The 23,969-nt window shown below is 71.8% G+C and carries 23 protein-coding genes and 6 tRNA genes; 20 read left to right on the forward strand and 9 right to left on the reverse strand.

Annotated elements, in window-relative coordinates:
- The first annotated feature begins 56 nt into the window (after window positions 1-56).
- The 9 genes from ACKTSN_RS37675 (at window position 57) to ACKTSN_RS37715 (ending at window position 12,534) form a co-directional block, all read left to right on the forward strand.
- Window positions 57-707 (forward strand): HAD family hydrolase, encoded by a 651-nt coding sequence (locus ACKTSN_RS37675; protein WP_409473182.1) that lies wholly within the window; start codon window positions 57-59, stop codon window positions 705-707.
- A gap of 315 nt (window positions 708-1,022) precedes the next feature.
- Window positions 1,023-2,057 (forward strand): methionine ABC transporter ATP-binding protein, encoded by a 1,035-nt coding sequence (locus tag ACKTSN_RS37680; protein WP_409473183.1) that lies wholly within the window; start codon window positions 1,023-1,025, stop codon window positions 2,055-2,057.
- Window positions 2,054-2,791 carry a methionine ABC transporter permease gene (locus ACKTSN_RS37685; protein WP_409473184.1) on the forward strand — a complete coding sequence of 246 codons (738 nt, stop codon included), beginning with the start codon at window positions 2,054-2,056 and terminating at the stop codon, window positions 2,789-2,791. The genes ACKTSN_RS37680 and ACKTSN_RS37685 overlap by 4 nt, the downstream gene beginning before the upstream one ends.
- A 64-nt stretch (window positions 2,792-2,855) precedes the next feature.
- Window positions 2,856-3,689: a MetQ/NlpA family ABC transporter substrate-binding protein gene (locus tag ACKTSN_RS37690; protein ID WP_409473185.1), complete on the forward strand. Its 834-nt coding sequence runs from the start codon at window positions 2,856-2,858 to the stop codon at window positions 3,687-3,689.
- Between the two features lie 127 nt (window positions 3,690-3,816).
- On the forward strand, window positions 3,817-4,455 hold the full coding sequence (locus tag ACKTSN_RS37695; RefSeq protein ID WP_409473186.1) for a GNAT family N-acetyltransferase: 639 nt from the start codon (window positions 3,817-3,819) through the stop codon (window positions 4,453-4,455).
- A 114-nt stretch (window positions 4,456-4,569) separates the two neighbouring features.
- On the forward strand, window positions 4,570-5,796 hold the full coding sequence (gene cbiE / locus ACKTSN_RS37700) for a precorrin-6y C5,15-methyltransferase (decarboxylating) subunit CbiE (protein WP_409473187.1): 1,227 nt from the start codon (window positions 4,570-4,572) through the stop codon (window positions 5,794-5,796).
- A 393-nt stretch (window positions 5,797-6,189) separates the two neighbouring features.
- On the forward strand, window positions 6,190-10,128 hold the full coding sequence (gene cobT / locus ACKTSN_RS37705) for a nicotinate-nucleotide--dimethylbenzimidazole phosphoribosyltransferase (RefSeq protein ID WP_409473188.1): 3,939 nt from the start codon (window positions 6,190-6,192) through the stop codon (window positions 10,126-10,128).
- A 290-nt stretch (window positions 10,129-10,418) separates the two neighbouring features.
- Entirely contained in the window at window positions 10,419-11,651 is a 1,233-nt protein-coding gene (gene cobA / locus ACKTSN_RS37710) for a uroporphyrinogen-III C-methyltransferase (RefSeq protein ID WP_409473189.1), read from the forward strand.
- 64 nt (window positions 11,652-11,715) lie between these two features.
- Window positions 11,716-12,534, forward strand: a complete 819-nt coding sequence (locus tag ACKTSN_RS37715) for a TrmH family RNA methyltransferase (protein WP_409473190.1) — start codon at window positions 11,716-11,718, stop codon at window positions 12,532-12,534.
- 34 nt (window positions 12,535-12,568) lie between these two features.
- Here ACKTSN_RS37715 and ACKTSN_RS37720 read toward each other — a convergent pair whose 3' ends face one another.
- Window positions 12,569-14,029 (reverse strand): serine/threonine-protein kinase, encoded by a 1,461-nt coding sequence (locus ACKTSN_RS37720; RefSeq protein ID WP_409475013.1) that lies wholly within the window; start codon window positions 14,027-14,029, stop codon window positions 12,569-12,571.
- Between the two features lie 196 nt (window positions 14,030-14,225).
- Between ACKTSN_RS37720 and ACKTSN_RS37725 the strand changes: the two genes are divergently transcribed.
- The 4 genes from ACKTSN_RS37725 to ACKTSN_RS37740 all read left to right on the forward strand — a co-directional run bounded on the left by ACKTSN_RS37725 (window position 14,226) and on the right by ACKTSN_RS37740 (window position 16,556).
- Window positions 14,226-14,501, forward strand: coding sequence for a hypothetical protein (locus ACKTSN_RS37725; RefSeq protein WP_409473191.1), 276 nt, complete (start codon window positions 14,226-14,228; stop codon window positions 14,499-14,501).
- Between the two features lie 198 nt (window positions 14,502-14,699).
- A complete protein-coding gene (locus ACKTSN_RS37730; protein WP_409473192.1) occupies window positions 14,700-14,906 on the forward strand; it encodes a hypothetical protein in 207 nt (68 codons plus the stop codon).
- A 340-nt stretch (window positions 14,907-15,246) separates the two neighbouring features.
- Entirely contained in the window at window positions 15,247-16,188 is a 942-nt protein-coding gene (locus tag ACKTSN_RS37735) for a phosphotransferase family protein (protein ID WP_409473193.1), read from the forward strand.
- Window positions 16,189-16,268: 80 nt separating this feature from the next.
- Window positions 16,269-16,556 (forward strand): zf-TFIIB domain-containing protein, encoded by a 288-nt coding sequence (locus ACKTSN_RS37740; RefSeq protein ID WP_385261528.1) that lies wholly within the window; start codon window positions 16,269-16,271, stop codon window positions 16,554-16,556.
- Window positions 16,557-16,622: 66 nt separating this feature from the next.
- Here ACKTSN_RS37740 and ACKTSN_RS37745 read toward each other — a convergent pair.
- The 5 genes from ACKTSN_RS37745 to ACKTSN_RS37765 form a co-directional block, all read right to left on the reverse strand.
- Window positions 16,623-16,694, reverse strand: a tRNA-Val gene (locus ACKTSN_RS37745).
- A 53-nt stretch (window positions 16,695-16,747) separates the two neighbouring features.
- Window positions 16,748-16,819 (reverse strand) — tRNA-Val (locus tag ACKTSN_RS37750).
- 51 nt (window positions 16,820-16,870) lie between these two features.
- Window positions 16,871-16,942, reverse strand: a tRNA-Val gene (locus ACKTSN_RS37755).
- A 1-nt stretch (window position 16,943) separates the two neighbouring features.
- Window positions 16,944-17,017, reverse strand: a tRNA-Cys gene (locus ACKTSN_RS37760).
- 38 nt (window positions 17,018-17,055) lie between these two features.
- Window positions 17,056-17,128 (reverse strand) — tRNA-Gly (locus tag ACKTSN_RS37765).
- A gap of 178 nt (window positions 17,129-17,306) precedes the next feature.
- Between ACKTSN_RS37765 and ACKTSN_RS37770 the strand changes: the two genes are divergently transcribed.
- The 3 genes from ACKTSN_RS37770 to ACKTSN_RS37780 are packed head-to-tail and all read left to right on the forward strand — an operon-like array spanning window position 17,307 to window position 20,133.
- Entirely contained in the window at window positions 17,307-18,434 is a 1,128-nt protein-coding gene (locus ACKTSN_RS37770; RefSeq protein ID WP_409473194.1) for a chorismate-binding protein, read from the forward strand.
- On the forward strand, window positions 18,431-19,252 hold the full coding sequence (locus ACKTSN_RS37775; RefSeq protein ID WP_409473195.1) for an aminotransferase class IV: 822 nt from the start codon (window positions 18,431-18,433) through the stop codon (window positions 19,250-19,252). Before ACKTSN_RS37770 ends, ACKTSN_RS37775 begins: the two co-directional genes overlap by 4 nt.
- A 59-nt stretch (window positions 19,253-19,311) precedes the next feature.
- Window positions 19,312-20,133: a GNAT family N-acetyltransferase gene (locus tag ACKTSN_RS37780; RefSeq protein ID WP_409473196.1), complete on the forward strand. Its 822-nt coding sequence runs from the start codon at window positions 19,312-19,314 to the stop codon at window positions 20,131-20,133.
- A gap of 14 nt (window positions 20,134-20,147) precedes the next feature.
- On the opposite strand, the gene ACKTSN_RS37785 is transcribed toward ACKTSN_RS37780, so the two are convergent.
- Window positions 20,148-20,666, reverse strand: a complete 519-nt coding sequence (locus ACKTSN_RS37785; protein ID WP_409473197.1) for a DsbA family protein — start codon at window positions 20,664-20,666, stop codon at window positions 20,148-20,150.
- 228 nt (window positions 20,667-20,894) lie between these two features.
- On the opposite strand from ACKTSN_RS37785, the gene ACKTSN_RS37790 reads away from it, so the two are divergent.
- The gene (locus tag ACKTSN_RS37790; RefSeq protein ID WP_409473198.1) at window positions 20,895-21,335 is read left to right on the forward strand and encodes a hypothetical protein; all 441 of its coding nucleotides are present in this window, start codon (window positions 20,895-20,897) and stop codon (window positions 21,333-21,335) included.
- 163 nt (window positions 21,336-21,498) lie between these two features.
- Complete coding sequence (locus ACKTSN_RS37795; protein WP_020138043.1) at window positions 21,499-21,651, forward strand: hypothetical protein; 153 nt, start codon at window positions 21,499-21,501, stop codon at window positions 21,649-21,651.
- 91 nt (window positions 21,652-21,742) lie between these two features.
- Here ACKTSN_RS37795 and ACKTSN_RS37800 read toward each other — a convergent pair whose 3' ends face one another.
- Together ACKTSN_RS37800 and ACKTSN_RS37805 are read right to left on the reverse strand one after the other, a co-directional pair.
- Window positions 21,743-22,303, reverse strand: coding sequence for a CGNR zinc finger domain-containing protein (locus ACKTSN_RS37800; protein ID WP_129796866.1), 561 nt, complete (start codon window positions 22,301-22,303; stop codon window positions 21,743-21,745).
- Between the two features lie 292 nt (window positions 22,304-22,595).
- Window positions 22,596-23,009: an SsgA family sporulation/cell division regulator gene (locus ACKTSN_RS37805; protein ID WP_004002642.1), complete on the reverse strand. Its 414-nt coding sequence runs from the start codon at window positions 23,007-23,009 to the stop codon at window positions 22,596-22,598.
- A gap of 191 nt (window positions 23,010-23,200) precedes the next feature.
- Between ACKTSN_RS37805 and ACKTSN_RS37810 the strand changes: the two genes are divergently transcribed.
- Both ACKTSN_RS37810 and ACKTSN_RS37815 read left to right on the forward strand, forming a co-directional pair.
- Entirely contained in the window at window positions 23,201-23,653 is a 453-nt protein-coding gene (locus ACKTSN_RS37810; RefSeq protein WP_409473199.1) for a TIGR02611 family protein, read from the forward strand.
- A 191-nt stretch (window positions 23,654-23,844) separates the two neighbouring features.
- Window positions 23,845-23,919: transfer RNA gene (locus tag ACKTSN_RS37815), tRNA-Val, on the forward strand.
- The last annotated feature ends 50 nt before the right edge of the window (window positions 23,920-23,969 follow it).

Raw genomic sequence — 23,969 nt, forward strand, 5'->3', positions numbered from 1 at the left:
TACGGGCCAAAAGGCCTGATGCGGCCGCCCCCGCGGTGCCCCGTAGGGTCGGGGACATGAAGATCCGCGCTGAAGCACTCCTGTTCGACAATGACGGAACCCTCGTCTCCTCCCTCGACTCCGTGAACCGCTGCTGGACCCGGTGGGCCGGGGAGTACGGCATCACGGCCGAGCACTTCGCGCAGATCGAACTGCACGGGCGTACCGCCGCCGAGATAGCCGCTGACCTGCTGCCCGCCGATGTCGTGCCGGAGGCCGTCGCGCGTATCGAGAAGCTGGAGGTGGAGGACGTACCCAACGGAGGCGTGCGCCTGCTGCCGGGTACCAAGGCCTTCCTCGACTATCTCCCCGCCGACCGCTGGGCCGTCGTCACCTCGGCCACCCGCCGGCTGGCCGAGGCCCGTCTCGACGCCGTCGGCATCCTCCCCAAGACCCTGATCGCCGCCGACGACGTCACCCGCGGCAAGCCCGACCCCGAGCCCTACCTGCTCGCCGCCCGCGAACTCGGCGTCGATCCGGCCCGCTGCGTCGTCTTCGAGGACGCCCCCGCCGGACTCCAGGCCGGCCGCGCCGCCGGGATGACCACCGTGGCCTTGGCCACAACCCATCAGGCCCATGAACTGACCGCCGACCTGGTGGTGAAGGACCTGTCGGCCCTGTCCGCGCTGGTCACCGCCGTGGGCGTGGAGATCTCCGTCCGGGACTGACGACTGTCCACCGCTGTCCGGCATGCGGACAGCGGTTCTCGGATGCGTTCATACGTCTGCTTTACTGATCGCATGACCACGACGAGCAGCCGCATCCCTGCGACCGAGGCGACCATGACGCCCGGTGCTCGCTGTATGTGTCGAATGTGCGCCTTCTAGAGGGCCCCTGCACCCCCTGAGCCTCGCGCCCCGAAGCGAGCCGCCGTGGCATGTCCGTACGCCCTCTGCCCGTACGTGACCCAGCTGCCCCGCGCACCTCTTACCTCCGTACCAGGGCACACCCACGCCCGCGTACTCGACAGTGACGGAAACCACGTGATCACCACCTCGGGCCTGACCAAGGTCTACCGCTCACGCGGCCGCGAGGTCACCGCCCTCGACGGCGTCGACCTGCACGTCCGCGAAGGCGAGGTGTACGGCGTCATCGGCCAGTCCGGCGCCGGCAAGTCCTCGCTCATCCGCTGCGTCAACCTCCTGGAGCGCCCCACCTCCGGCACGGTCACCGTCGCCGGCCAGGACCTCACCGCGCTCGCCGGCCGCGGACCCCGCGCCGGCAAGGAGCTCCGGCGGGCGCGCAGCCGGATCGGCATGGTCTTCCAGCACTTCAATCTGCTGTCCACCCGGACCGTGCAGGACAACGTCGAGCTGCCGCTCGAAATCCTCGGCACGTCGGGCAAGGAGCGCTCCCGCAAGGCACTTGAGCTGCTCGACCTGGTGGGCCTGGCGGACAAGGCCAAGGCCTACCCGGCCCAGCTCTCCGGTGGCCAGAAGCAGCGTGTCGGCATCGCCCGCGCCCTGGCCGGCGACCCCAAGGTGCTGCTGTCCGACGAGGCCACCAGCGCCCTCGACCCGGAGACGACCCGCTCGATCCTGAAGCTGCTGCGCGACCTCAACCAGCAGCTCGGCCTGACCGTCCTGCTCATCACGCACGAGATGGACGTCGTCAAGAGCATCTGCGACTCGGCCGCCCTGATGGACAAGGGCCGCATCGTCGAGTCCGGCACCGTCAGCGAGCTGCTCGCCACCCCCGGTTCGGAGCTGGCTGCGGCCCTCTTCCCGGTGGGCGGCGAGGCCTCCGCCGACGACCGCACCGTCCTCGACGTCACCTTCCACGGCGAGGCCGCCACCCAGCCCGTCATCTCCCAGCTGTCGCGCACCTACAACATCGACATATCGATCCTCGGCGCCGCCATCGACACCGTCGGCGGCCTCCAGGTCGGCCGGATGCGCATCGAACTGCCCGGCCGCTACGAGGACAACGTCGTCCCGATCGGCTTCCTTCGCGAACAGGGCCTGCAGATCGACGTCCTGGGCGACGAGCCCGTGCTGGTGAAGGAAGGTGCCAAGTGACCTGGTCCGAGATGCAGCCCCTGCTGGAGCAGGCGTGTACCGAGACCCTGATCATGGTCGGCTGGTCCACCTTGATCGCGGTCGTCCTCGGACTGCCCATCGGCGTCCTGCTCGTCCTCACCGACAAGGGCGGCCTGCTGCAGAACACCGTGGCGAACAAGGTCATCGGGCAGATCGTGAACATCGGCCGCTCGTTGCCGTTCATCATCCTCATGGTCGCGCTGATGAACTTCACCCGCTGGGTCACCGGCACCACCATCGGCAGCGAGGCCGCCATCGTGCCGCTCGCCATCGGCGGCATCCCGTTCTTCGCCCGCCTGGTCGAGACGGCCGTCCGCGAGGTGGACCACGGGCTCGTCGAGGCCGTTCAGTCGATGGGCGGCAACACCTGGACGATCGTCCGCAAGGTCCTGGTCCCGGAGGCACTTCCCTCGCTGATCGCCAGCACGACGACCACGGTCATCGCCCTCATCGGCTACTCGGCCATGGCCGGCACCGTCGGTGGCGGCGGCCTCGGCGACCTCGCCGTCCGCTATGGCTACCAGCGCTTCGAGACCGGGCTGATGTGGATCACCGTGGCGCTCCTCGCCGTCGTCATCGCGCTCATCCAGTTCGCCGGCGACTACGCGGCCCGCTCCCTGCACCGCCGCGGCGCCCGCTCCGGCCCCGGCCCCAAGCTCCGCCTGCTGAAGGCGAAGGAGCCGGCCGCAGCCGACGTCGGCAAGGTCGCGTAACCCCACTCAGACTCCCCGCTCACCCAACGCGGGGTCGCTCCACCCATAAGGAAAGGCACTTTTCGTGCGTAACACCGCCAAGATCACCACCGCCGCCCTCGCTGTCGGAGCCCTCACCTTCGGGCTCACCGCATGCGGCTCCTCCGACAGCGGCTCCGGCTCCGCCGACGCCGACGGCCCTCTGGTCGTCGCCGCGAGCCCCACCCCGCACGCCGAGATCCTCACCTACGTCAAGGACAACCTGGCGAAGGACGCGGGCCTCGACCTGGAGGTCAAGGAGTTCACCGACTACGTCACGCCGAACACGGCGACGGAGGACGGCTCGGTCGGCGCCAACTACTTCCAGAACCAGCCGTACCTCGACGACTTCAACAAGAAGAACGGCACCCACATCGTGCCCGTCGTCACGGTCCACTTGGAGCCGCTCGGCCTCTACTCCCACAAGATCAAGAGCGCCGACGACCTGAAGAGCGGTGCCACCATCGCCGTCCCGAACGACACGGTCAACGAGGCGCGGGCGCTGAAGCTGCTCGCCGACAACGGCCTGATCACCCTCAAGGACGGCGTGGGTAACGAAGCGACCCCCGCGGACATCACCAAGAACCCGAAGAACCTCGAGTTCAAGGAGCTGGAGGCGGCCCAGACCCCGCGCTCCCTCGACGACGTGGACGCCGCGGTCGTCAACGGCAACTACGCCATCGAGGCCGACCTCAAGCCCGCCGACGACGCCCTCGTCCTGGAGTCCGCCGAGGACAACCCCTACGGCAACTTCCTCGCCGTCAAGGAGGGCAACGAGGACGACCCGCGCGTGAAGAAGCTCGCCGAACTCCTCACCTCCGCCGAGGTCAAGAAGTTCATCGAGAACGAGTACGACGGCTCCGTGATCGCCTCCTTCTGACGGTCCCGCGCCGCACGGGGTCCCCTCCCTCACCGGGAGAGGACCCCGTGGTGCGGTTCGGTGCTTTCATGCTGCATGCTGGGCAGTTCAGCAGGCCCTGACGGTTCGAAGGCTACGGAGCGGCGTCATGACGAGCACCTTCCCCAACATCTCCATCAGCACGGAGCGGTTGGTGCTGCGTCCCTTCGACGAGGACGACGTCCCCGCCCTGGCCGAGATGATGAACGACGAGCAGGTCATCGCCTGGACCGACGTGGGCCAGCCCTTCACCGAGGACGACGCACACACCTGGATCACCGAGCACGCGCCCACCGAGCGCAGCACCGGCCGCGGCCTCGCCCTCGCCGTCACCGAGTTCCTCACCCAGCGCCTGGTCGGCGTCATCCAGCTCGCCCGCACCGACTGGCATGTGCGCTCCACCGAGATGTCCTACATCGTCGCCCCCTGGGCGCGCGGCGAGGGCTACGCCTCCGAGGCCGCGCTCGCCACCGCGCAATGGCTCCTCGGGGACCAGAAGTTCGAACGCATCGAACTGCGCACCGCCGCCGACAACACCGCCTCGCAGCAGGTGGCCCAGAAGATCGGCTGCATCAGCGAGGGCGTCCTGCGCGGCGCCTGCATAGCGCGCACCCGCACCGCCGACGACACCTGGACCGAGGTGCGCACCGACTACATCGTGTGGAGCCTGCTGCCCGAGGACCTCGAGGGCGCGGCCGAGCAACTGGCCGACACCGGCGGTTTCACGTCGTACTCGGACTGGAACTGATGTCACGGGCGACCGCGCCCCGGCGCGCCCCGCGACCACCAGGTACTCTCACGGAGCCCGCCTGCCCGCGGGCTGCACCCGACGACCTGCGCAAACACCCTGGAGACTGAGACGATGGCCGATCGGGTCACGGTGATCGGCTGGGACGGCTCTCCGCTGACCGCCGCGGCACGCGCCGCCCTGGGCGCCGCCACCCTGGTGGCCGGTGCCGCCCACCACCTTGCGCTCACCGAGGTGCCCCGCACCGCCGAGCGCATCCGCCTCGGCAGCGTCGCCCTCGCCGCCCGCCGTATCGCCGCACACCGCGGCACCGCGGTCGTGCTCGCCGACGGCGACCCCGGCTTCTTCGGTGTCGTACGCACCCTGAGGGCGCCCGAGTTCGGCCTGGAGGTCGAAGTCGTCCCGGCTGTCTCCTCGGTCGCCGCCGCTTTCGCCCGCGCCGGAATGCCCTGGGACGACGCCCAGGTGGTGGTCGCACACCGCCGCACCCTGCGACGTGCGGTGAATGTATGCCGGGCCCACCCCAAGGTCGCGGTTCTCACCTCACCCGGCGCGGGCCCCGCCGAACTCGGCCTGCTCCTGGACGGAATCCACCGCACCTTCGTCATCTGCGAGGAACTCGGTACCGGGCGCGAGCAGGTCACCGTCGTCACGTCCGACAAGGCCGCCGACCACACCTGGCGCGACCCCAACGTCGTCATCGTCATCGGCGGCCCGGCCGGCCCGGTCGGCGCGGGCGACGGCGGCGGCTGGATCGCCGGCCGCGACCCGGGCGTGGGCCCCCGTGGCTGGACCCTGCCCGCCGAGGCGTACGAGGGACGGCTCGGCGAGGGCGAGACCGAAACGCTGCGCGCGGCCCAACTCGCCCGCCTCGGACCCCGCGTCGGCGACCTGGTCTGGGACATCGGCTGCGGCAGCGGCGCTTTCGCCACCGAGGCCGCCCGGGCCGGCGCCGCCGTCATCGCCGTCGACCGGGACCCCGGCGCCTGCGCCCGCACCGAGGCCGCCGCACGCCGCTTCGGCGTCCAGCTCCAGATCGTCCACGGCACCGCCCCGCACGTCCTGGAGAACCTGCCCGAACCGGACGTCGTCCGGGTCGGCGGCGGGGGAGCGGCCGTGGTCTCCGCGGTCGCCGACCGCCGCCCGCAGCGCATCGTCACCCACGCCGCCACCCGCGACGCGGCCGAACTCGTCGGCCGGGACCTCACCGAACACGGCTACGCAGTCGAGTGCGCCCTCCTGCAGTCCATGGAACTCGACACCCGGGCCTGGACGGAGAAGAAGCGGAGCGTTGCGTTCCTGCTCGCCGGAGATCTGGGGCGGCGGGACGCTCCTCGCTGAGGGGCGGTGGTCGGGTGACGAGTGGGCCTGCCGGACCGCTCCCCGTGATCCGGTTGTCGTACCGCGCGCGGTAGGCTGGCCGATCGTTGTACCGCACTCGGACGCCCGACGCTTCGTCGGTCAATGTCCGGAAAACACGCCCGTTTTGGGTGGGGTGTGGTACGGCAGAACCGGAGGACGCGCAACGTGGCGCAGTCCACAGCGGGCCGTCGCGGATCAGGCTGACGTGGCGGAGGGACGACCGCGACAATGCCACTGAATGGCTTTGTCGCCTTTTCCGGCGGGTCGTTCGTGCCGCTGGGCACGCACGCTCGTTCTTCACTACGGGGCGGTCGGTGCGCCGTTCCGGGTGAGCTGGTCGTAGGAGCATCAACCGATGGGCGAGGGGTACGCATGACTGACACCGGCCAGGTCCCGGGCGAGGGGCTGCCGGAGAACGCAGGCATGGTGGAGCAGCCGGGCGTCCCCGCGCCCGGGGCGTACACCTACCTCTCCGAGACGCCCGCGGAAGACGAAGACCTGCTCCTCCCCGGCGCCCAGGGCGCCTGGGGCAACGAAGTGGCCCCGCCCCCGCCCGAGCCGGTCGTCGAGGCCGTCCACGAACCCGACGCGCACGAGATGTCCGGCCGCGACAGCGGTGCGGTCGACCTCGGCGGGGTCCGGCTGCCCGACCCGACCCCACCGTCGACCCCGGCCGCGCCGTCGACCCACCGGCGCCCGCTGCACCTCGGCCCGCCGATCCCCGACACCTCCGCGAGCCCGGTCCGCTCCCTCGCCGACCGCGGCCCCGCGGGCGCGCCGACGCGCCAGCCGAGCCCGCCGACCTCCGGCCCCGAGTACCTCGACGTCCCTCGCGTGCGCGAGACGCCCCCGCAGGGCGCGGTGCCGTGGGGCGGCCAGGCCCCTGCCCCGACGCCGGTCGGCGCGGAGGCGACGCCTGCGGAAACGGTTGTCCCCACCACACATCACCAGACCGAGCCGGTGGGCGCCGCACAGGCCGCGGTGACCCGACTCGCGACGGAGGCCGTGGGGGCCTCCGGCCCCAGCGAGGCGTACGCCGCGCAGACGTGGCCGGCGGCTGGGGGGACGTCGTCCGCGGGCGCGGGGGAGGCGCTGGGCGGCGTGTCGGAGTCGGGGGGCGGAGAGCCTTCCGGGACCGCGTTTACCGCGGGCTCCGACCAGGCGGCCGTGGGTCAGGCAGACGGGCCCGCCGGCCAGGTGCCGGGGGCCGGGGAGGCCTCGGGTGCTCGGCATGGGGATGGTTCTGTGCACGGCGCGGGTGCTGGGCATGGGGACGGCTCCCTGCTGGCCACGGGTGCCGGACAAGGTGCTGGGGCCGCGCAGTCGCCGGATGCCGGACAGGCCGCCGCGGCTGCCGAGATTGCGGGCGCCGGCTCCGGACAGTTCCCGGATGCCGGAACCAGCGCCCTTGAAACCCCCCAGGTCGTAGAAGCCGCCCCCGCACCCGACGGGACTCCTGAGCAGGTGATGGCCGCATCCGAGGTCGCGCAGATGCCGGAGACCGTGGCGCCCGAGCCCGCGTCGGAAACCGGCACGCCCGAAGCGGCGCAGGCTGCTGCGGCGGCTGCCCATGATTCGGTGCAGGCTCCCGCCACGGCTGCCCCCGATTTGGCGCAGGCCCCTGCGACCGCCGCCCCCGACGTGCCGCAGGTCTCCGGGCCCGAGCAGGCTGCATCGACCGCGCCGCAGGTCTCCGGGCCCGAGCAGGCTGCATCGACCGCGCCGCAGGCCGCCGAGCCCGAACAGGCCGCCCCCGACGTGCTGCAGGCCCCCGGGCCCGAACAGGCCACCCCCGATGCGCCGCAGGCCCCCGCCCCCGCCGTATCCGACAGCGCACCCGAGGCCCCCGCGCCCGCCCAGCCGCTCCCGGACACGGCCCCCGGCGCCCCCGCCGTCACGGACGCCGCGCAGCCCCAGCCCACGGACGCCCCCGCTCCCGCTGCGGCCACCTCCACCGAACCGTCGTCCCCCCAGCCCCCCAACGCCGATCAGCAACAGGCCCTGCAGACGGCCGAGGCCACGCCACCCGTGCAGGACGCGCAGCCGGGTGCCCCGGCCGGGGCAGGGGACGCTCACGACGTGACCGGTCCCTCCGCCACAGACCCCTCCGCCCACATCACGGATCACGCCGCCGACCAGCTCGCAGCGGAGCGCCCCGTTCCGCAGCCCGAGCCCACGGCGGACGCGGCCGCAGTCACGCCTGCCCCGGAGGCGACCCCCGCCCCGGCCCAGCAGCTCGCGGAGGCGCAGCCGCAGGACGTGGCCGCGGCCGGTCTCCCGTCGGAGTCTCAGCCGGACCGGCCCGTGGGCCAGTTCGTTCCAGTGGAGGGCTCGGTGCCGACCACCCCGCACCTGGCTCCCACCCCGCCGCACCCCGTCGTCCTCCCCACGCAGGAGCAGGGGTCCGAGATCCCGGTGAGCCCCGACCCCGTGGCCATCGTCCCGGCCCCCCGCGAGGCCGACACGGAGCCGGCCCCCGAACTCGCGGAACTCGTACAGCACGCGGAGGACCTGGACACCCGGGCCGCCGACCAGGAAGAGGGCACGGCCGAAGTGGCAGAAGCACGGCAGTCCACCGGCCCGGCCGCGCCCCCCTACGACGACGCCGAGCGCGAGGCCGTACTGAAGGTCATGCGCGAACGCCGCGACATCCGCAACGGCTTCCGCAGCGACCCCATCCCGCACGAGGTGCTCCTCCGCGTCCTGGAGGCCGCCCACACCGCACCCTCCGTGGGCCATTCGCAGCCCTGGGACTTCGTGGTCATCCGCTCCGCCGAGACCCGGCGCGCGATGCTCGACCTGGCCATGCGTCAGCGCGACGCGTACGCCAAGTCGCTGCCGAAGGGGCGGGCGAAGCAGTTCAAGGAACTGAAGATCGAGGCGATCCTCGACACTCCGGTGAACATCGTCGTCACCGCGGACCCGACCCGCGGCGGCCGCCACACCCTGGGCCGGCACACCCAGCCGCAGATGGCCCCGTACTCCTCCGCGCTCGCGGTCGAGAACCTCTGGCTCGCTGCCCGCGCCGAGGGCCTCGGCGTCGGCTGGGTCAGCTTCTTCGACGAGCGCGAGATGGTACGCGCCCTCGGTCTGCCCGAGCACCTGGAGGTCGTCGCCTACCTGTGCGTGGGGTACGTCGACGAGTTCCCGGACGAGCCGGAGCTGATGCAGGCGGGCTGGTCCAAGCGCCGCCCGCTGTCGTGGGTCGTGCACGAGGAGACGTACGGCCGCCGCGCCCTGCCCGGCGAGGAACCGCACGACCTGCTCGGCGAGACCGTCGCGCAGATCCGCCCGCTGGACGCCAAGGCGCTCGGCGAGGCGTGGGAGCGGCAGAAGCGCATGACCAAGCCGGCCGGTGCGCTCGGCATGCTGGAGATCATCTCCGCGCAGCTGTCCGGGCTGTCCCGCCAGTGCCCGCCGCCGATCCCGGAGCCCGCGGCCGTCGCGATCTTCGCCGGCGACCACGGTGTGCACGCCCAGGGCGTCACCCCCTGGCCGCAGGAGGTCACCGCCCAGATGGTGGCCAACTTCCTCGGCGGGGGAGCGGTCTGCAACGCCTTCGCCAACCAGGTGGGCGCAGAGGTCTGCATCGTCGACGTGGGCGTCGCCGCGGAGCTCCCCGCCACCCCGGGCCTGCTGCCCCGCAAGGTCCGCCCGGGCACGGCCGACATGACCACCGGCCCGGCGATGACCCGCGAGGAGGCCAGGCAGGCCATCGAGGTGGGTATCGAGACCGCCCGCGACCTGGTGTCGGCCGGCAACAAGGCCCTGCTCACCGGCGAGATGGGTATCGCCAACACAACGGCCTCGGCGGCCCTGATCTCGGTGTTCACGGACACCGACCCGGCGGAAGTGACCGGCCGTGGCACCGGCATCAACGACGAGACCCTCGCGCGCAAGACGGAGGTCGTGCGCCGCGCCATCGAGCTCCACCAGCCCGACCCGGCCGACCCGATCGGCGTCCTCGCCGCGATCGGCGGCCTCGAACACGCCGCCATGGTCGGCCTCCTCCTCGGCGGAGCGTCCCTTCGTACGCCGGTGATCCTGGACGGCGTCAGCGCCGGCGCCGCGGCCCTGGTCGCCCGCGCGATCGCCCCCGAGGTCCTCGCCGCCTGCATCGCAGGCCACCGCAGCGCCGAGCCCGGCCACGTGGCCGCCCTCAACAAGCTCGGCCTGCGCCCCCTGGTCGACCTCGACCTCCGCTTGGGCGAGGGCACGGGCGCCCTATTGGCCCTCCCGATGGTCCAGAGCACGGCGAGAGCAATGCACGAGGTGGCGACGTTCGATTCAGCGGGGGTCACCGAGAAGTAGCGGTCCTGGCCGGCGTGTGGCCGACGCGGTCCGTATGGGGTCCGTGTCCAGCGCCGCTCCGTACAGGGGGCGTGGGCAACGGCGTGGGTCCTGGGCACGCCGTGGGTCCATGGGGAACGCCGTGGGTCCGTGGGCAGTCGTTCCGCAGGGCGGAACGGGTGGGCACGGACCCACGCACCCGCACCCGGCAACGATGCTCAGCCCCCGGACACCTCTGCCGCCACCAACACCCGCACCGTAAAATCCGCACGTCAGGGCCCCGCACCGCCGTAAAGAGGAGCCGCACCCTCATGGCCGAACACCCCGCCTACCCCGTAGGCCTCCGCCTCACCGGCCGCCGAGTGGTCGTCCTCGGCGGTGGCCAGGTCGCCCAGCGCCGCCTCCCGGCCCTCATCGCGGCGGGCGCGGACATCCTCCTCGTATCCCCGGAAGTGACCCCCTCGGTCGAAGCGATGGCGGAGTCGGGCGAGATCACCTGGGCGAAGCGCCGATATCAGGACGGCGACCTCGCCGACGCCTGGTACGCCCTCATCGCGACCAGCGACCACGCGGCGAACACCCAGGCCTCCGCCGAAGCGGAGCGCCACCGCGTCTGGTGCGTCCGCTCCGACGACGCCGACGCGGCCACGGCCTGGACCCCGGCGACGGGCCACAGCGAGGGCGTCACCATCGCGGTCCTCACCACCGACACCAAGTCCCGCGACCCGCGCCACACCGCCGCCATCCGCGACGCGGTCGTCGAGGGCCTGCGCGACGGCACCCTCGTCGCCCCCCACCACCGCACCCGCACCCCGGGCGTCGCCCTCGTCGGTGGCGGCCCCGGCGATCCGGACCTGATCACGGTCCGCGGCCGGCGCCTGCTCGCCGAGGCCGATGTGGTCATCGCCGACCGCCTCGGCCCCCGCGACCTGCTCGCCGAACTCCCGCCGCACGTCGAGGTGATCGACGCGGCGAAGATCCCGTACGGCCGTTTCATGGCCCAGGAGGCCATCAACAACGCGCTGATCGAGCACGCCAAGCAGGGCAAGTCGGTCGTACGACTCAAGGGCGGCGATCCGTTCGTCTTCGGTCGCGGCATGGAGGAGGCCCAGGCACTGGCAGAGGCGGGCATCCCGTGCACGGTGGTCCCCGGCATCTCCAGCTCGATCTCGGTCCCGGGCGCGGCCGGAATCCCGGTCACCCACCGCGGCGTGGCCCATGAGTTCACCGTGGTCAGTGGCCATGTGGCCCCCGACGACGAGCGCTCCCTCGTCGACTGGCCGTCCCTCGCCAAACTGACCGGCACGCTGGTGATCCTCATGGGCGTCGACAAGATCGGGAAGATCGCCGAGACCCTGGTCGCCCACGGCAAGCCGGCCGACACCCCGGTCGCCCTCGTCCAGGAGGGCACGACGGCCGCCCAGCGCCGCGTCGACGCGACCCTCGCGACGGTCGCCGAGGCGGTGCGTACGCAGGAGGTGAAGCCCCCGGCCGTCATCGTCGTCGGCGCGGTCGTGAACGTAGGCCCGCACCCCTCCGCGTAACCGCGGGTAACACAACTCGTCCCGAGCCGTTGGCACCACATCCAGGACAAGGCAGTATCACCCTGTGGCCGATCTCATCACCGTCGAGGACCCCGACGACCCGCGCCTGCACGACTACACAGGCCTGACCGACGTGGAACTGCGCCGCAAGCGCGAACCCGCCGAGGGCCTGTTCATCGCCGAGGGCGAGAAGGTCATCCGCCGGGCGAAGGACTCCGGCTACGAGATGCGGTCGATGCTGCTCTCCGCCAAGTGGGTCGACGTCATGCGCGACGTCATCGACGAGCTCCCCGCCCCCGTCTACGCGGTCAGCCCGGAGCTCGCCGAACAGGTCACCGGCTACCACGTGCACCGCGGCGCGCTCGCCTCCATGCAGCGCAAGCCGCTGCCCACCGCCGCCGAACTCCTCCAGACCGCCCGCCGGGTCGTGATCATGGAGTCGGTCAACGACCACACCAACATCGGCGCGATCTTCCGCTCGGCCGCCGCCCTCGGCATGGACGCGGTCCTGCTCTCCCCGGACTGCGCGGACCCCCTCTACCGTCGCAGCGTCAAGGTCTCGATGGGCGCGGTCTTCTCCGTGCCGTACGCCCGCCTGGACACTTGGCCCAAGGGCCTGGAGTCGGTCCGCGAGGCCGGTTTCACGCTCCTCGCCCTCACCCCCGACGAGAAGGCGAGAAGCCTCGACGAGGCGGCCCCGCACCGGATGGACCGGGTCGCGCTGATGCTCGGCGCCGAGGGCGACGGCCTGTCGACCCAGGCCCTGGTCGCCGCCGACGAATGGGTCCGCATCCCGATGTCCCACGGCGTCGACTCCCTCAACGTGGGCGCGGCGGCCGCGGTCGCCTTCTACGCGGTGGCGACCGGCCGCCCCCAGGGGTAGGCCCTACTCGGGCCGACGCCCCCAGACCTAGGCCCTACTCGGGCGCGGACTGCTCGATCGTCGACTCGAACCGCTCGGACATCAACGCGTCCTCGTCCAGCGGCCGGTGGTCCGGCTGGACGCGCTCCTGCCGCTCGCGTTCGCTGCCCGGCTCGCCGCCGAGCCCCCGGGCCGGCCCCTGGCAGCCCTGCACCACGCCGATGCCGAGCGCAACGAGCAGCGTCACGACGACGAACACGAACAGCCGCTGACGCAGCAGCCGTGGATTGGCCGGCCGCCGCCCGGCGCCGGTGTTCCGGGGCCCCGGACGCCCTGCGGTACCGCGTGGCACGGGCCGGTTCCCGCCGCCGGAACGGGTCGTACTGCGGGAAGCGGGCGTGTTCCTCGACGTCGGCGTGGGCCCCGCCCCGGACCGCGTCGACGACGCACCCCCGCCCCGCGAGGCCGCGTTGCCGGCCCGCGGCGGCGTGCCGCGCGAGGGAGCTCCGCCCCGCACCGGCGCCGAACCCCGGGGCGCGCCCGGACCCCGGGTCGTGGAAATCCCGGGCGCGCCCGCCTGCCCCGGTGGACGGCGCAGCGGGCGGTCGGGGTAGGTGTCGGCAAGCCGACCGGTGGGCCGGTCCGCCTCACCGGAGCGCGGCGCGGGCGGCCGTCCGTCCAGAAGGCCCTGCGCCTCACGAGCCGCGATCTCCTTCAGCCGCAGCGACAGTTCGAGCGTGCTGGGCCGCTCCTCGGGGTCCTTCGCCAGACAGGCCCGTACGAGCGGGGCCAGCGCGTCGGGAACGCCGTGCAGTTGGGGCTCCTCGTGGACCACGCGGTACAGCATCACCTCGGAACTGCCGTGCCCGAAGGGCGAGTCGCCGGTCGACGCGTAGGCGAGCGTGGCGCCCAGCGAGAACACGTCCGTGGCCGGAGTGACCGTCGCGCCGCGGACCTGCTCGGGGGCGAGGAAACCGGGCGAGCCCACGGCCGTGCCGACGTGCGTGAGCGTGGAGGCCCCCGTCGCCCAGGCGATACCGAAGTCGATGATCCGCGGGCCCTTGGGGGAGAGCAGGATGTTGGAGGGCTTCAGATCGCGATGCACCACACCGGCCTCGTGCACGGCGACGAGCCCCTCCGAAAGAGCGGACCCGACCGCGGCGACGTCCGCCGCGCGCAGCGGCCCCTCGTCGGCGACCTTGTCGTGCAGGGAGGGCCCCGGTACGTACTGCGTGGCGAACCACGGCCGGTCCGCCTCCAGATCCGCCGCCACCAGCCGCGCCGTGCACCCGCCCCGGATCCGCCGGGCGGCGGAGACCTCGCGCGCGAACCGTGACCGGAACTCCTGATCCTCTGCCAGGTCCGGCCGGATCACCTTGAGTGCGACCCGCTGCCCCTTCTTGTCGGAGCCCAGGTAGACAACGCCCATCCCGCCCGCGCCGAGCCGTCTGTGCAGCCTGAACGAGCCGACGACGCGCGGGTCCTCGCGCCTCAGGCGCATCATCGCCATTTTCATCCCCGCTGCCCGGTCCGTGTGACGTGGCACAGCTTACGTTTCCGTGGCCGTGTGCGCGCAGAGGCCGCGCCCTCTCGGCCCGATGGATTGTCAGTGCCGGGTGGGAGACTTGAGGGGTGGTCAAGGAGCGTGCGGGTAGGGCGCCTTCGTCCTCCTCCCGCATCCAACCGCCCGTCGTAGAAGGGGGATTGGACCCGTGAAGGGTGACCGAGTCGAGATAGTCGTGGACGCCGGGGACACGACACGTACGTACGAGGTGGTGGCGAGCAGGGCGGGCCGCCGGGTGGAGACGGCGGTACGCCGAGGCGTCGTGGAAGTGAGTGAAGTCACCCGAAGCGGGACTGTCGTCCGTACGGCCCGTTTCATGGCGAACCGGGTCCTGGCCCTGGTCGAGCAGCCGGTACCCCGCGAGGACAGCTCGGAAAAGCCCGGACACATCGGACGCCCCTTCCGGGAAGACCCGGAGACCTAGGACCGCGTCTCCACCCAGGGGAGTACTTCCCAGGTGACCGCTCATCCTCCGGGAGGCCCGCCAATCGGTACGAGGGCATGACGCCCCGCACCCGCCGCGCCCCTAGATTTGAGGTCAAGCGGCGGGTGCAGCACTCGTCCCCCGAGGTCAGACACCCGCCGCTGCCAACGACAACTGAGAACGGTCAGGAGAGGGACCATGGCCTACACGGCACCGCGGACGGCGATCCGCACGCAGGGACGCAAGGCATACGCCGCGTTCCGCCCCCGCCGTACGGGCCGCCGCCACCCCCTGGTGGCGACGGCAATGGCCCTTCCCCTGGCGGTCCTGCTCCTCGTCGTCTTCGACGGCTGGGAGACAGTGGCCACACAGGCGTCGTCCGTGGGCGTGATGCTGGGGCGCTGAGCGGCGACCCCAGGCCCGGAAGAGCGGTCCGGGCGGGGACATCCACCCATAACCCCGTGGGGACGGGGGTGCGGCGGACGGCAAAATGCCGGCGCAGCTGGGGAGCTGCGCCGGCACCTTTTTGCGCCTGAACCGGTGGACTCTGTGCAGCCGGTGTCGTCCAGCTGCGAGGGCTTCGAGGGTCCCTCTTGGCCGACCGAGTCGGGTGGTGGGGTGGGCATAGGCCGGGGTCTGGGGGCGGAGCCCCCGGCGAGGCAGGCATTGATGCCGGGCACCTGGCAACTCTCGTCCGCGCAGCCTGCGTACCCTCGGCGACAGCCCCGTCCGCTCCAGGAGCCCCGTGACCACAAGCACCCTGCTCTCCGACCTCACCGCCCGAGTCAAGGCCAGGGCCCACTCGGCAGCATCCGCCTGCCCCTGCGGAGCCACCGTCACCCTCGCCGACCGCTCCGACGCCACAGTCGTCCGGCACGCCGACACCGTCGCGAAGGCCCACGCCCCGGACATGACCAGGGCCGACCTGGCCCCTCGCCTCACCGTCGCCGCGCACCTCCCCGGCATCGTCCTGCCCCCGCTCAGCCCGACGTCAGTCACCCTGCACGGACGCCTCGTCACCTTCTGGCCGTACGGCACCCCCGTCGACCCCGACGCCCCGGACGAGGCCCCCTGGGAGGCCGCCGCCACCCTCCTCGCCCGCCTCCACCGCACCCCACCCCCCGTACCCCTCCCATCCATGCGCGGCCCCGCAAAGGCGGCCCGCGCCATCGCCCGACTCCGCTCTGCCGGCCGCCCGCACCCCGCGGCACCCCCGGTCCTGCGCGCCTGGGCAGCCCTCCCCGCCTGGGCCCGCGCCGAGGCCCCCCTGCCGGACACCAGCACCCTCTGCCACGGCGACCTCCACCTCGGCCAGCTCGTCCGCCACCCCGCACCCGCCGGGCCCTGGCTGCTGATCGACATCGACGACCTCGGTGTGGGCCCCGCGGCCTGGGACCTGGCCCGCCCGGCCGCCTGGTACGCCTGCGGGCTGCTCACGCCCGACGAGTGGACCCGCTTCCTGACCGCCTACCGTGCGGCCGACGGCCCCGCCGTCCCGACGGCCGGCGACCCCTGGCCCGCCCTGGACGTCCCCGCCCGCGCGCTCACCGTGCAGACCGCCGCCCTCGCCATCGCCAAGGCCGTCGCGGCGGACCGCCCCTTGGACGAGGTGGAACAGTCCCTCGTCGACGCCTGTGCCCGAATGGCTTCCCTCCCCGCCCAGTTGCCCCGGAACTTCGCGAAGTAGGGTGCAACCGACCGCAGCCGGACAGAGTCTGTTCTGGCGATACGCGAAGCAGGACCGAACGGCGAGGAGTTGAGCCGAGCATGCAGTGTCCGAAGTGCCACGCGCCGATGCACACGTACAACCGCAACGGCGTCCAGATAGAGCAGTGCGCCAACTGCCGCGGGATCTTCCTGGACTACGGCGAGCTGGAGGCCCTGACCCGCCTCGAGTCCCAGTGGTCCCAGCCGGGCCCGCCGCCACCGCCCGCCGCGCAGTCCTACCCTGCCCCGCCCGCCCCCGCCTGGGGTGCCCCGCACGGCGGCCATCACGGGGGCCACCACGACAGCCGCCGCCACAAGAGCTTCGGTCGCATGCTGTTCTCCAGCTGAGCCCGACAGTACGTGCTCACGACGGAACCCCCGGCCGTACGAGACGGCCGGGGGTTCCGGGGCGTGTGGACGATACTGGGATTGAACCAGTGACCTCTTCCGTGTCAGGGAAGCGCTCTCCCGCTGAGCTAATCGTCCTCGGGGCCATGATCATTCCACGTCACTCCGAGGAGCCGATCACAAGCACTGCGTGCGCGATACTGGGATTGAACCAGTGACCTCTTCCGTGTCAGGGAAGCGCTCTCCCGCTGAGCTAATCGCGCGGGGATCCTTGCGGATCGAGATCCTTGCGGATCGAGATCCTTGCGGACCAGTGGACGATACTGGGATTGAACCAGTGACCTCTTCCGTGTCAGGGAAGCGCTCTCCCGCTGAGCTAATCGTCCTTGGAGGTGGAGACGGGATTTGAACCCGTGTAGACGGCTTTGCAGGCCGTTGCCTCGCCTCTCGGCCACTCCACCAGGAGTGTAGGGGACCGGGAGGATCCCCACTTCCTTCGAGCGGACGACGAGGCTCGAACTCGCGACCTCAACCTTGGCAAGGTTGCGCTCTACCAACTGAGCTACGTCCGCCTGTCGTTTCGGTCGGCTTGCGCGTCCCGGCGACGTGTTGAACTCTAGCGGATTCCGGGGCCAGTACAAAAACGCGTTTGTGCAGCGTGCTGCCCTGCGCCTGGTCACGGACGTGGTCGGACCACCGGGAAGGACACGCCCGGGCCACCTGCGGGACACCCGCCCTAGACTCGGCAACGTGCTCGACCTCCCTCCTCTCGCCCGCTTCGGCGACCGCGTCGCCACCGGCCTCCTCGATGTCACCAGTGACCCCTCGGCCCTGGACTCCGCCGGTTTCTGGGCCGTTGTCGCGGACTTCGAGGGTCGTCTGACCTGCGCGCGTTTCGCGGACGTACGAGAGGAGCCGGTACCAGCTCCGGTGCCGGGGCGGTGGCGAGGGCCGGCCGTCGGTGACTGGACGTCGGCACTCGATCGCGGTGCGTACATGGCGGGCGTGCGCCGCATCCGTGAGCACATCGCGGCCGGCGAGGTCTACCAGGCGAACCTCTGCCGGGTGCTCTCCGCGCCGGTCGCACCGGACGCCGACGTGGACGCCCTCACCGCACTGCTGGCCCGCGGCAACCCCGCACCGTACGCAGGAACGATCCGGCTGCCCGAGCACGGCGTCGAGACGGCCACCGCGTCCCCGGAGCTCTTCCTGCGCCGCGCCGGCCGCACCGTCGAGTCCGGGCCGATCAAGGGCACCGGACGCACCGAGGCGGACCTCCTGGCGAAGGACTACGCCGAGAACGTGATGATCGTGGACCTGGTCCGCAACGACATCGGGCGCGTCTGCGCCACCGGCACCGTGACCGTCCCCGACCTGTGCGCCGTGGAGAAGCACCCGGGACTGGTGCACCTCGTCTCCACCGTCCGCGGCGAGCTGCGTGCCGACGCGGGCTGGCCGGAACTGTTCGACGCCGCCTTCCCGCCCGGCTCGGTCACCGGTGCCCCCAAGTCGAGCGCCCTGCGGATCATCGACGCGCTGGAGACGGCACCCCGGGGGCCGTACTGCGGCGGCATCGGCTGGGTGGACGCCGACCGGGGAGTGGGCGAGCTGGCCGTCGGCATCCGCACCTTCTGGATCGACCGGGCGGAGGGCGTGCTGCGCTTCGGTACGGGCGCGGGTATCACCTGGGGGTCGGACCCCGAGGGGGAGTGGCGGGAGACCGAACTGAAGGCGGCCAGGCTGCTCGCGGTAGCGTCGGGGGCATACGAGGTGAGTGGAGAGGGACTGACGACGTGCTGTGCCGGCCCGGGGGACACCCCCTGGACCCCCGGCCGGTCCGACGCCCCCGGTACCGACTTGCGAGGAAGCGACCAGTGAAGCTTTGGCTCGACGGCGGACTGCAGGACATCAAATCCGCCCGCGTCTCCGTCTTCGACCACGGGCTGACCGTGGGCGACGGCATCTTCGAGACCGTGAAGGCGGTGGACGGCAGGCCGTTCGCGCTCACCCGGCACCTCGACCGGCTGACCCGCTCGGCCCGCGGCCTCGGCCTGCCCGACCCGGACCTCGACGAGGTCCGCCGCGGCTGCGCCGCCGTCCTCGAGGCCAATCCCATGTCGCTCGGCCGGCTGCGCATCACGTACACCGGCGGCCACGGCCCGCTCGGCTCCGACCGCGGCGAGCACGGCCCGACCCTGGTCGTCGCCCTCGGCGAGACCCAGCGCCGCCCCGATTCCACAGCCGTGATCACGGTCCCCTGGACCCGCAACGAGCGCGGCGCGCTCACCGGCCTGAAGACGACCTCGTACGCCGAGAACGTCGTCGCCCTGGCCCGCGCCCACCAGCAGGGCGCGTCGGAGGCGCTGTTCGCCAACACGGTCGGACAGCTCTGCGAAGGCACCGGCTCCAACGTCTTCGTCGTCCTCGACGGCGAGATCCACACCCCGCCCCTCGCCTCCGGCTGCCTCGCCGGCATCACGCGCGCGTTGACCGTCGAGTGGACCGGCGCCAAGGAGACGGACCTCCCGTTGGACGTCCTGGAGCGGGCGGAGGAGGTCTTCCTGACCTCCACGCTGCGCGACATCCAGGCCGTCCATCGCGTCGACGAGCGGGAACTGCCGGGCGCCCCGGGCCCGGTGACCGCCAAGGCCATGCGGGTCTTCGACGAGCGGTCCGGGGACGACCTCGATCCCTGACAGCAGATGCCGCGGAAATTCGGCTGACCCGGATCGCCGCGGCGGGTAGAACACCCCTGATGACCACTACCCTGCGGCCGATCGAGCCGCTTCAGCGCGCGGCCGACGGGGCGCTGTCCCGCCACTACCACGTGTGCGTGAACGGCCGCCCCGTCGGCGCGATACACCTCGCGACACACGCCCTCTTCGGGCCCAAGGTCGCCCAGATCCGCGACCTGCGCATCGAGGAGGCGGACCGCAGACGCGGCCGGGGCACCGTGGCCGCGCTGGCCGCCGAGGAGGTGGCGCGCGGCTGGGGCTGCCGCCGGATCGAGATCACGGTGCCCGCCGACGCCGCCGCGCTGCGGTTCGGCACAGCGCTCGGCTACGTCGAACGCAACCGTGGCATGGAGAAACCTCTCGGCGACGTGGCGCCCGAACTGCCCGCGGGCAGCCGGGGCAGGCCCATGACGCCCGCGGAGTACGGGCCGTGGCTCGCCTACAACAAGGCCCACTACGCGCAGAGCTGGATCGACCGCGGGGTGGCCGAGGACGAGGCGTGGACCAAGGCGGAACGGGACCACGCCCATCTGCTCCCGCACGGCGTCGCGACCGAGAACATGCTGCTCAGTGTCCTGGAGCACGAGGGCACCAGGGTCGGCACGCTGTGGCTCGCGCTGACCGAGGACATGGCGTACGTCTACGACGTCGAGGCCGACGAGCGCTTCCGGGGCCGGGGTCACGGCCGCTCACTGATGCTGCTGGCCGAGAGGCAGGCGTTGGACGCCGGGAAGGAAGTCCTGCGCCTCAACGTCTTCGCGGGCAACACTCCGGCCGAGCGGCTCTACGAGTCACTGGGCTATGTGCCGGTGAGGTACTTCCTGTACAAGAACCTGCTCTGAGCCCCGCTCCGGGTTCAACCCCGCTCGGCCAGCAGCCGGTCCGCGATCTCCTCGATGCGCTCGCGCAACCCCTCCTGGCTCTTGCCGCCGTCGAGACGCTCCCCGCCGATGACATACGTCGGGGTGCCGGTCACGCCGATCGCCTTGCCCTCGGCCTGGTCCGCGTCCACGATCAGGATGTGCCGACCGTCGACGAGGGCGGTGTCGAACTCCTCGGCGTCCAGGCCGAGTTCACCGGCCACCTCGACCAGGAAGGGTTCCCCCCTACGGTCCAGCTCCTCCACCCGAGCCAGCACGGCCTCGACATACGGCCACCCCTGCCCCTGCTCCGCGGCCTCCTCGGCGGCCTGCGCGGCGGCGAAGGCGTGCTTGTGCTTCTCCAGCGGGAAGTGCCGCAGCCGCAGCTCGAGCCGGTCGCCGTAGCGGGCGCGCAGGGCGCGGATGTCGTCCAGAGCGCTACGGCAGTCCGGGCACTGGAGTTCGCACCAGATGTCGAGGACGGGCGCGGGGCGGGTCGGAGAGGAGTCGTTCATGAATCCCAGTCTCCCAGCCGCGGCTCGACCGACCCAACCGGGACCTCGGACTGAACGGGCCCCGGTTGCCGGAGTGCGTGCCGTTGTCCGTCCGAACCGGCACCTGCGGAGGAGCTGACCCGGAGATGTCCCTGATGTCCGGTCGGAGCATGGCCTGCGAGGGCGCCGGGGGTGCAGGATGGAAGGGGCGAAACGCCCCCGCCCGACCGAGCCCGCATGGAGGACCGGATGATTGCCGAGACCGTCTGTTCCGCCGTTGCCGCGGCCGGCCTGGGCATCGCGGCGGTGACGGCGTACCGCAAGCGTTTCCTCATGGCCGCCCGTATCGCCGCCTACTCACTCGTCCCCCTCGGTCTGGTGATGACCGGGGTCGTTCAGTGGGCCGCCGACACCGCCTTCAGCCCCACGGCCTGGGCAGGCTTCGGCGTGCTCGGCGGCGCCTGGCTGCTGTTCGCCGGCACACGCGCGGTGGAGCGGCGCCGGGGCGGCACCCGCAAGGAGCGCAAGGCGGCCACGGAGGCTCAGCCCGACGCCCTGGCCCCGCAGGCCTCCGCGCCTTCGCTGGGTCCGGCCTCCCGCGCGACGGCCAGGCCCCAGCCGGGGCCCCGGGCCGATTCCGCGGACGACTTCAGCGACATCGAGGCCATCCTGAAGAAGCACGGCATATGACGCCGGCCCGATGACTGAAACGAACCAGAGATCGCGTGCGGTCGTAAGTCGTCCGGCCTGAGACACCGATCGTGCACAAGATCATGGAATTCGGCGAACTCCCGTAGCTTCCGAGCGTGTTGATCGCGTCGGGGGTGTCTGCTGCGCCATCATCGCCCGCGAGATGCTGGACACGACACAGAGCGACGCCGCGCCGCCTCAGGACGAGCCGCGCGGGTGCCTTTTCGCCCTTTCCCAGCCACCGCTGATGATCTTCCTTGCGGTGATCGGGTGTCTGCTGCTCATGGCTGCGCTGCACGATCTGCTGCTGCTCTGAGCCGTACGCGCGGTCCCCGGCGCCACCCGCCGGGCACCGCGTCGGCACCGGTGTCCCACTTCCGCCGACCGCCGCCCGTCCCGCCGGGCGGTCAGCCCGTCGCCTCCTTGCGCCGAGCCCGGTACGCGGCCACATGCAGGCGGTTTCCACAGGTGCGGCTGTCGCAGTAGCGGCGCGAACGGTTGCGGGAGAGATCGACGAAGGCGCGCCGGCAGTCGGGGGCCTCGCAGCGCCGCAGCCGCTCCTGTTCCCCGGCGACCACGAAGAAGGCGAGCGCCATGCCGCAGTCGGCCGCGAGGTGATCGGCCACGGAGGCGCCGGGCGCGAAGTAGTGCACGTGCCAGTCGTAGCCGTCGTGGTCCGTGAGCCGGGGCGTGGTGCCGGCGGCGGCGACCAGATCGTTGATCATTCCGGCCGCGGTCCGGGCGTCCGCCGCCGCGAAGATCCCGGCGAACCGGCTCCGGATCTTGCGGACTGCCGAGAGGTCGAACTCCGAGAGCACCCCGACGTCGCTGATCTCGTGCTTTCGTACAAAATCCGCGAGAGCCGCGACATCCGGCAGCCCGTCCGGCGTCGTGTCGTCCTCCGGTGCGGTGTTCACCAGATCGACCACGGTGTCGAGCGCGCACCGGGTGTCGTGGGTGATCAGCACGTTTCGCTCCCTGGCCTGGGGGTCGGGCGGGCGCCCGCCGATGCTGGCCGATGGTAGTGGTTCGCGGAACGGCGCCCCACTGCCTGCGCCCCGCACCAGCCTGCGCCTGCCGGTAGAACGCCGGCCGACGGCAGCGCGGTTCCCGGAAGGCGGGGCGGGGGGCAAAACACGCGCACCGGCGCCGCCCCGCGGAGGTTCACGGTGGCGACGTCGGTGTGTGCCGTATGCGGTTGTCCTGGCCCGAGCCGTCTCCCCGAGTTGGACGGCGCCGGGCAGCTCTGTGAGGCCTCGCCTAGCTTTCCGCCAGAATGTGCGAGAGCTCCTGATCGAGATCGAAGTGCCGGTGCTCGGTGCCGGGTGGCACGGCGGCGTCGGTCCGCTTCAGGAACGACTCCAGGGCCCGCGCCGGGGCCTCGAGCAACGCCTCCCCCTCCGGGGAGCTCAGGGCGATGCACACGACGCCCTGACCGTGACTGCGCGACGGCCAGACGCGGACGTCGCCGGTGCCGGTGGGCCGGTGAAGCCCTTCGGCGAGGAGGTCGCGGGCGAACACCCACTCGACGGTTTCCTCGGCTCCGGTGTGGAAGGTGGCGTGCACGGCGTAGGGGTCGGCCGTGTCGTACCGCAGGCCTGCGGGGACAGGCAGGGAGGACTCGCTCGACACAACGAGGCGCAGGTGCAGCTCGCAGCTGACCGTGGTGTTCATAAGCGCCAGGGCCTTTCGCTCAGTGTGCGCTCGGGGATTCGCACGTCGGCGAAATCGACATGCCACCTACGGTGCCGTTGTAAACCCCTCTGAGTGTTTTGCGTGTCTTTACGTAACTCTTCCGGCCGAGAACCCGTTCGTCGGATGCGTCCGTTCCGGTGATCGGATTCGGTCCGGTAGGGTTTGGCCGTATGAACACGGGGAGTAGCGAGCCTGGCGAGGCGGCCGTGGTGGCGGACGAGACGAAGCGGGACGAGGTGCAGCGCGAGCAGGGGCTCGGCTCGAGAGCACCGGAATTCATCAAGGGGCGCCGACTGCTCCACGTGAGCTGGCAGGTCTGCGTCTTCCTCGTGGGCCTGGCGGTCGTGGTCGGCGGCATCATCCTGCTGCCGCTGCCCGGACCGGGCTGGGTGATCATCTTCGGCGGCATGGCGATCTGGGCGACCGAGTTCGTCTGGGCCCAGCTGGTCCTGCGCTGGACCAAGCACAAGGTCACCGAGGCGGCCCAGCGCGCCCTCGATCCCAAGGTGCGGCGGCGCAACATCATCCTGACGACGATCGGCTGCGTGATCATCGGTGTCCTCGCCGGTGTCTACCTCTGGAAGTTCGGCCTCGCGATGCCGTGGAAGATCGAGAACCAGTGATCCGCTGATCCGCGGGTAGGGCCTGTCCGGCGGATCAGGTCGCAGGAAACCGGCGGTGACTCGTCGGCGCAGATGGGCGTGCCAAGCCCCGCGTCTGCGGCATGATCCGCCGGGCAGGCGCTAGGGCGCAGGTACCGGCCGACGCCGGTCACAGGCACCGCCTGACATGGGGTAATGTTCTTCCTGCGCCCGGGCGATTAGCTCAGTGGGAGAGCGCTTCGTTCACACCGAAGAGGTCACTGGTTCGAACCCAGTATCGCCCACCATCCGAAGACGGCGGCCCACCTGCGAGAGTGCAGGTGGGCCGCCGTTGTTC

The sequence above is a fragment of the Streptomyces flavusporus genome (assembly GCF_046267975.1).
GTDB lineage: Bacteria > Actinomycetota > Actinomycetes > Streptomycetales > Streptomycetaceae > Streptomyces > Streptomyces flavusporus.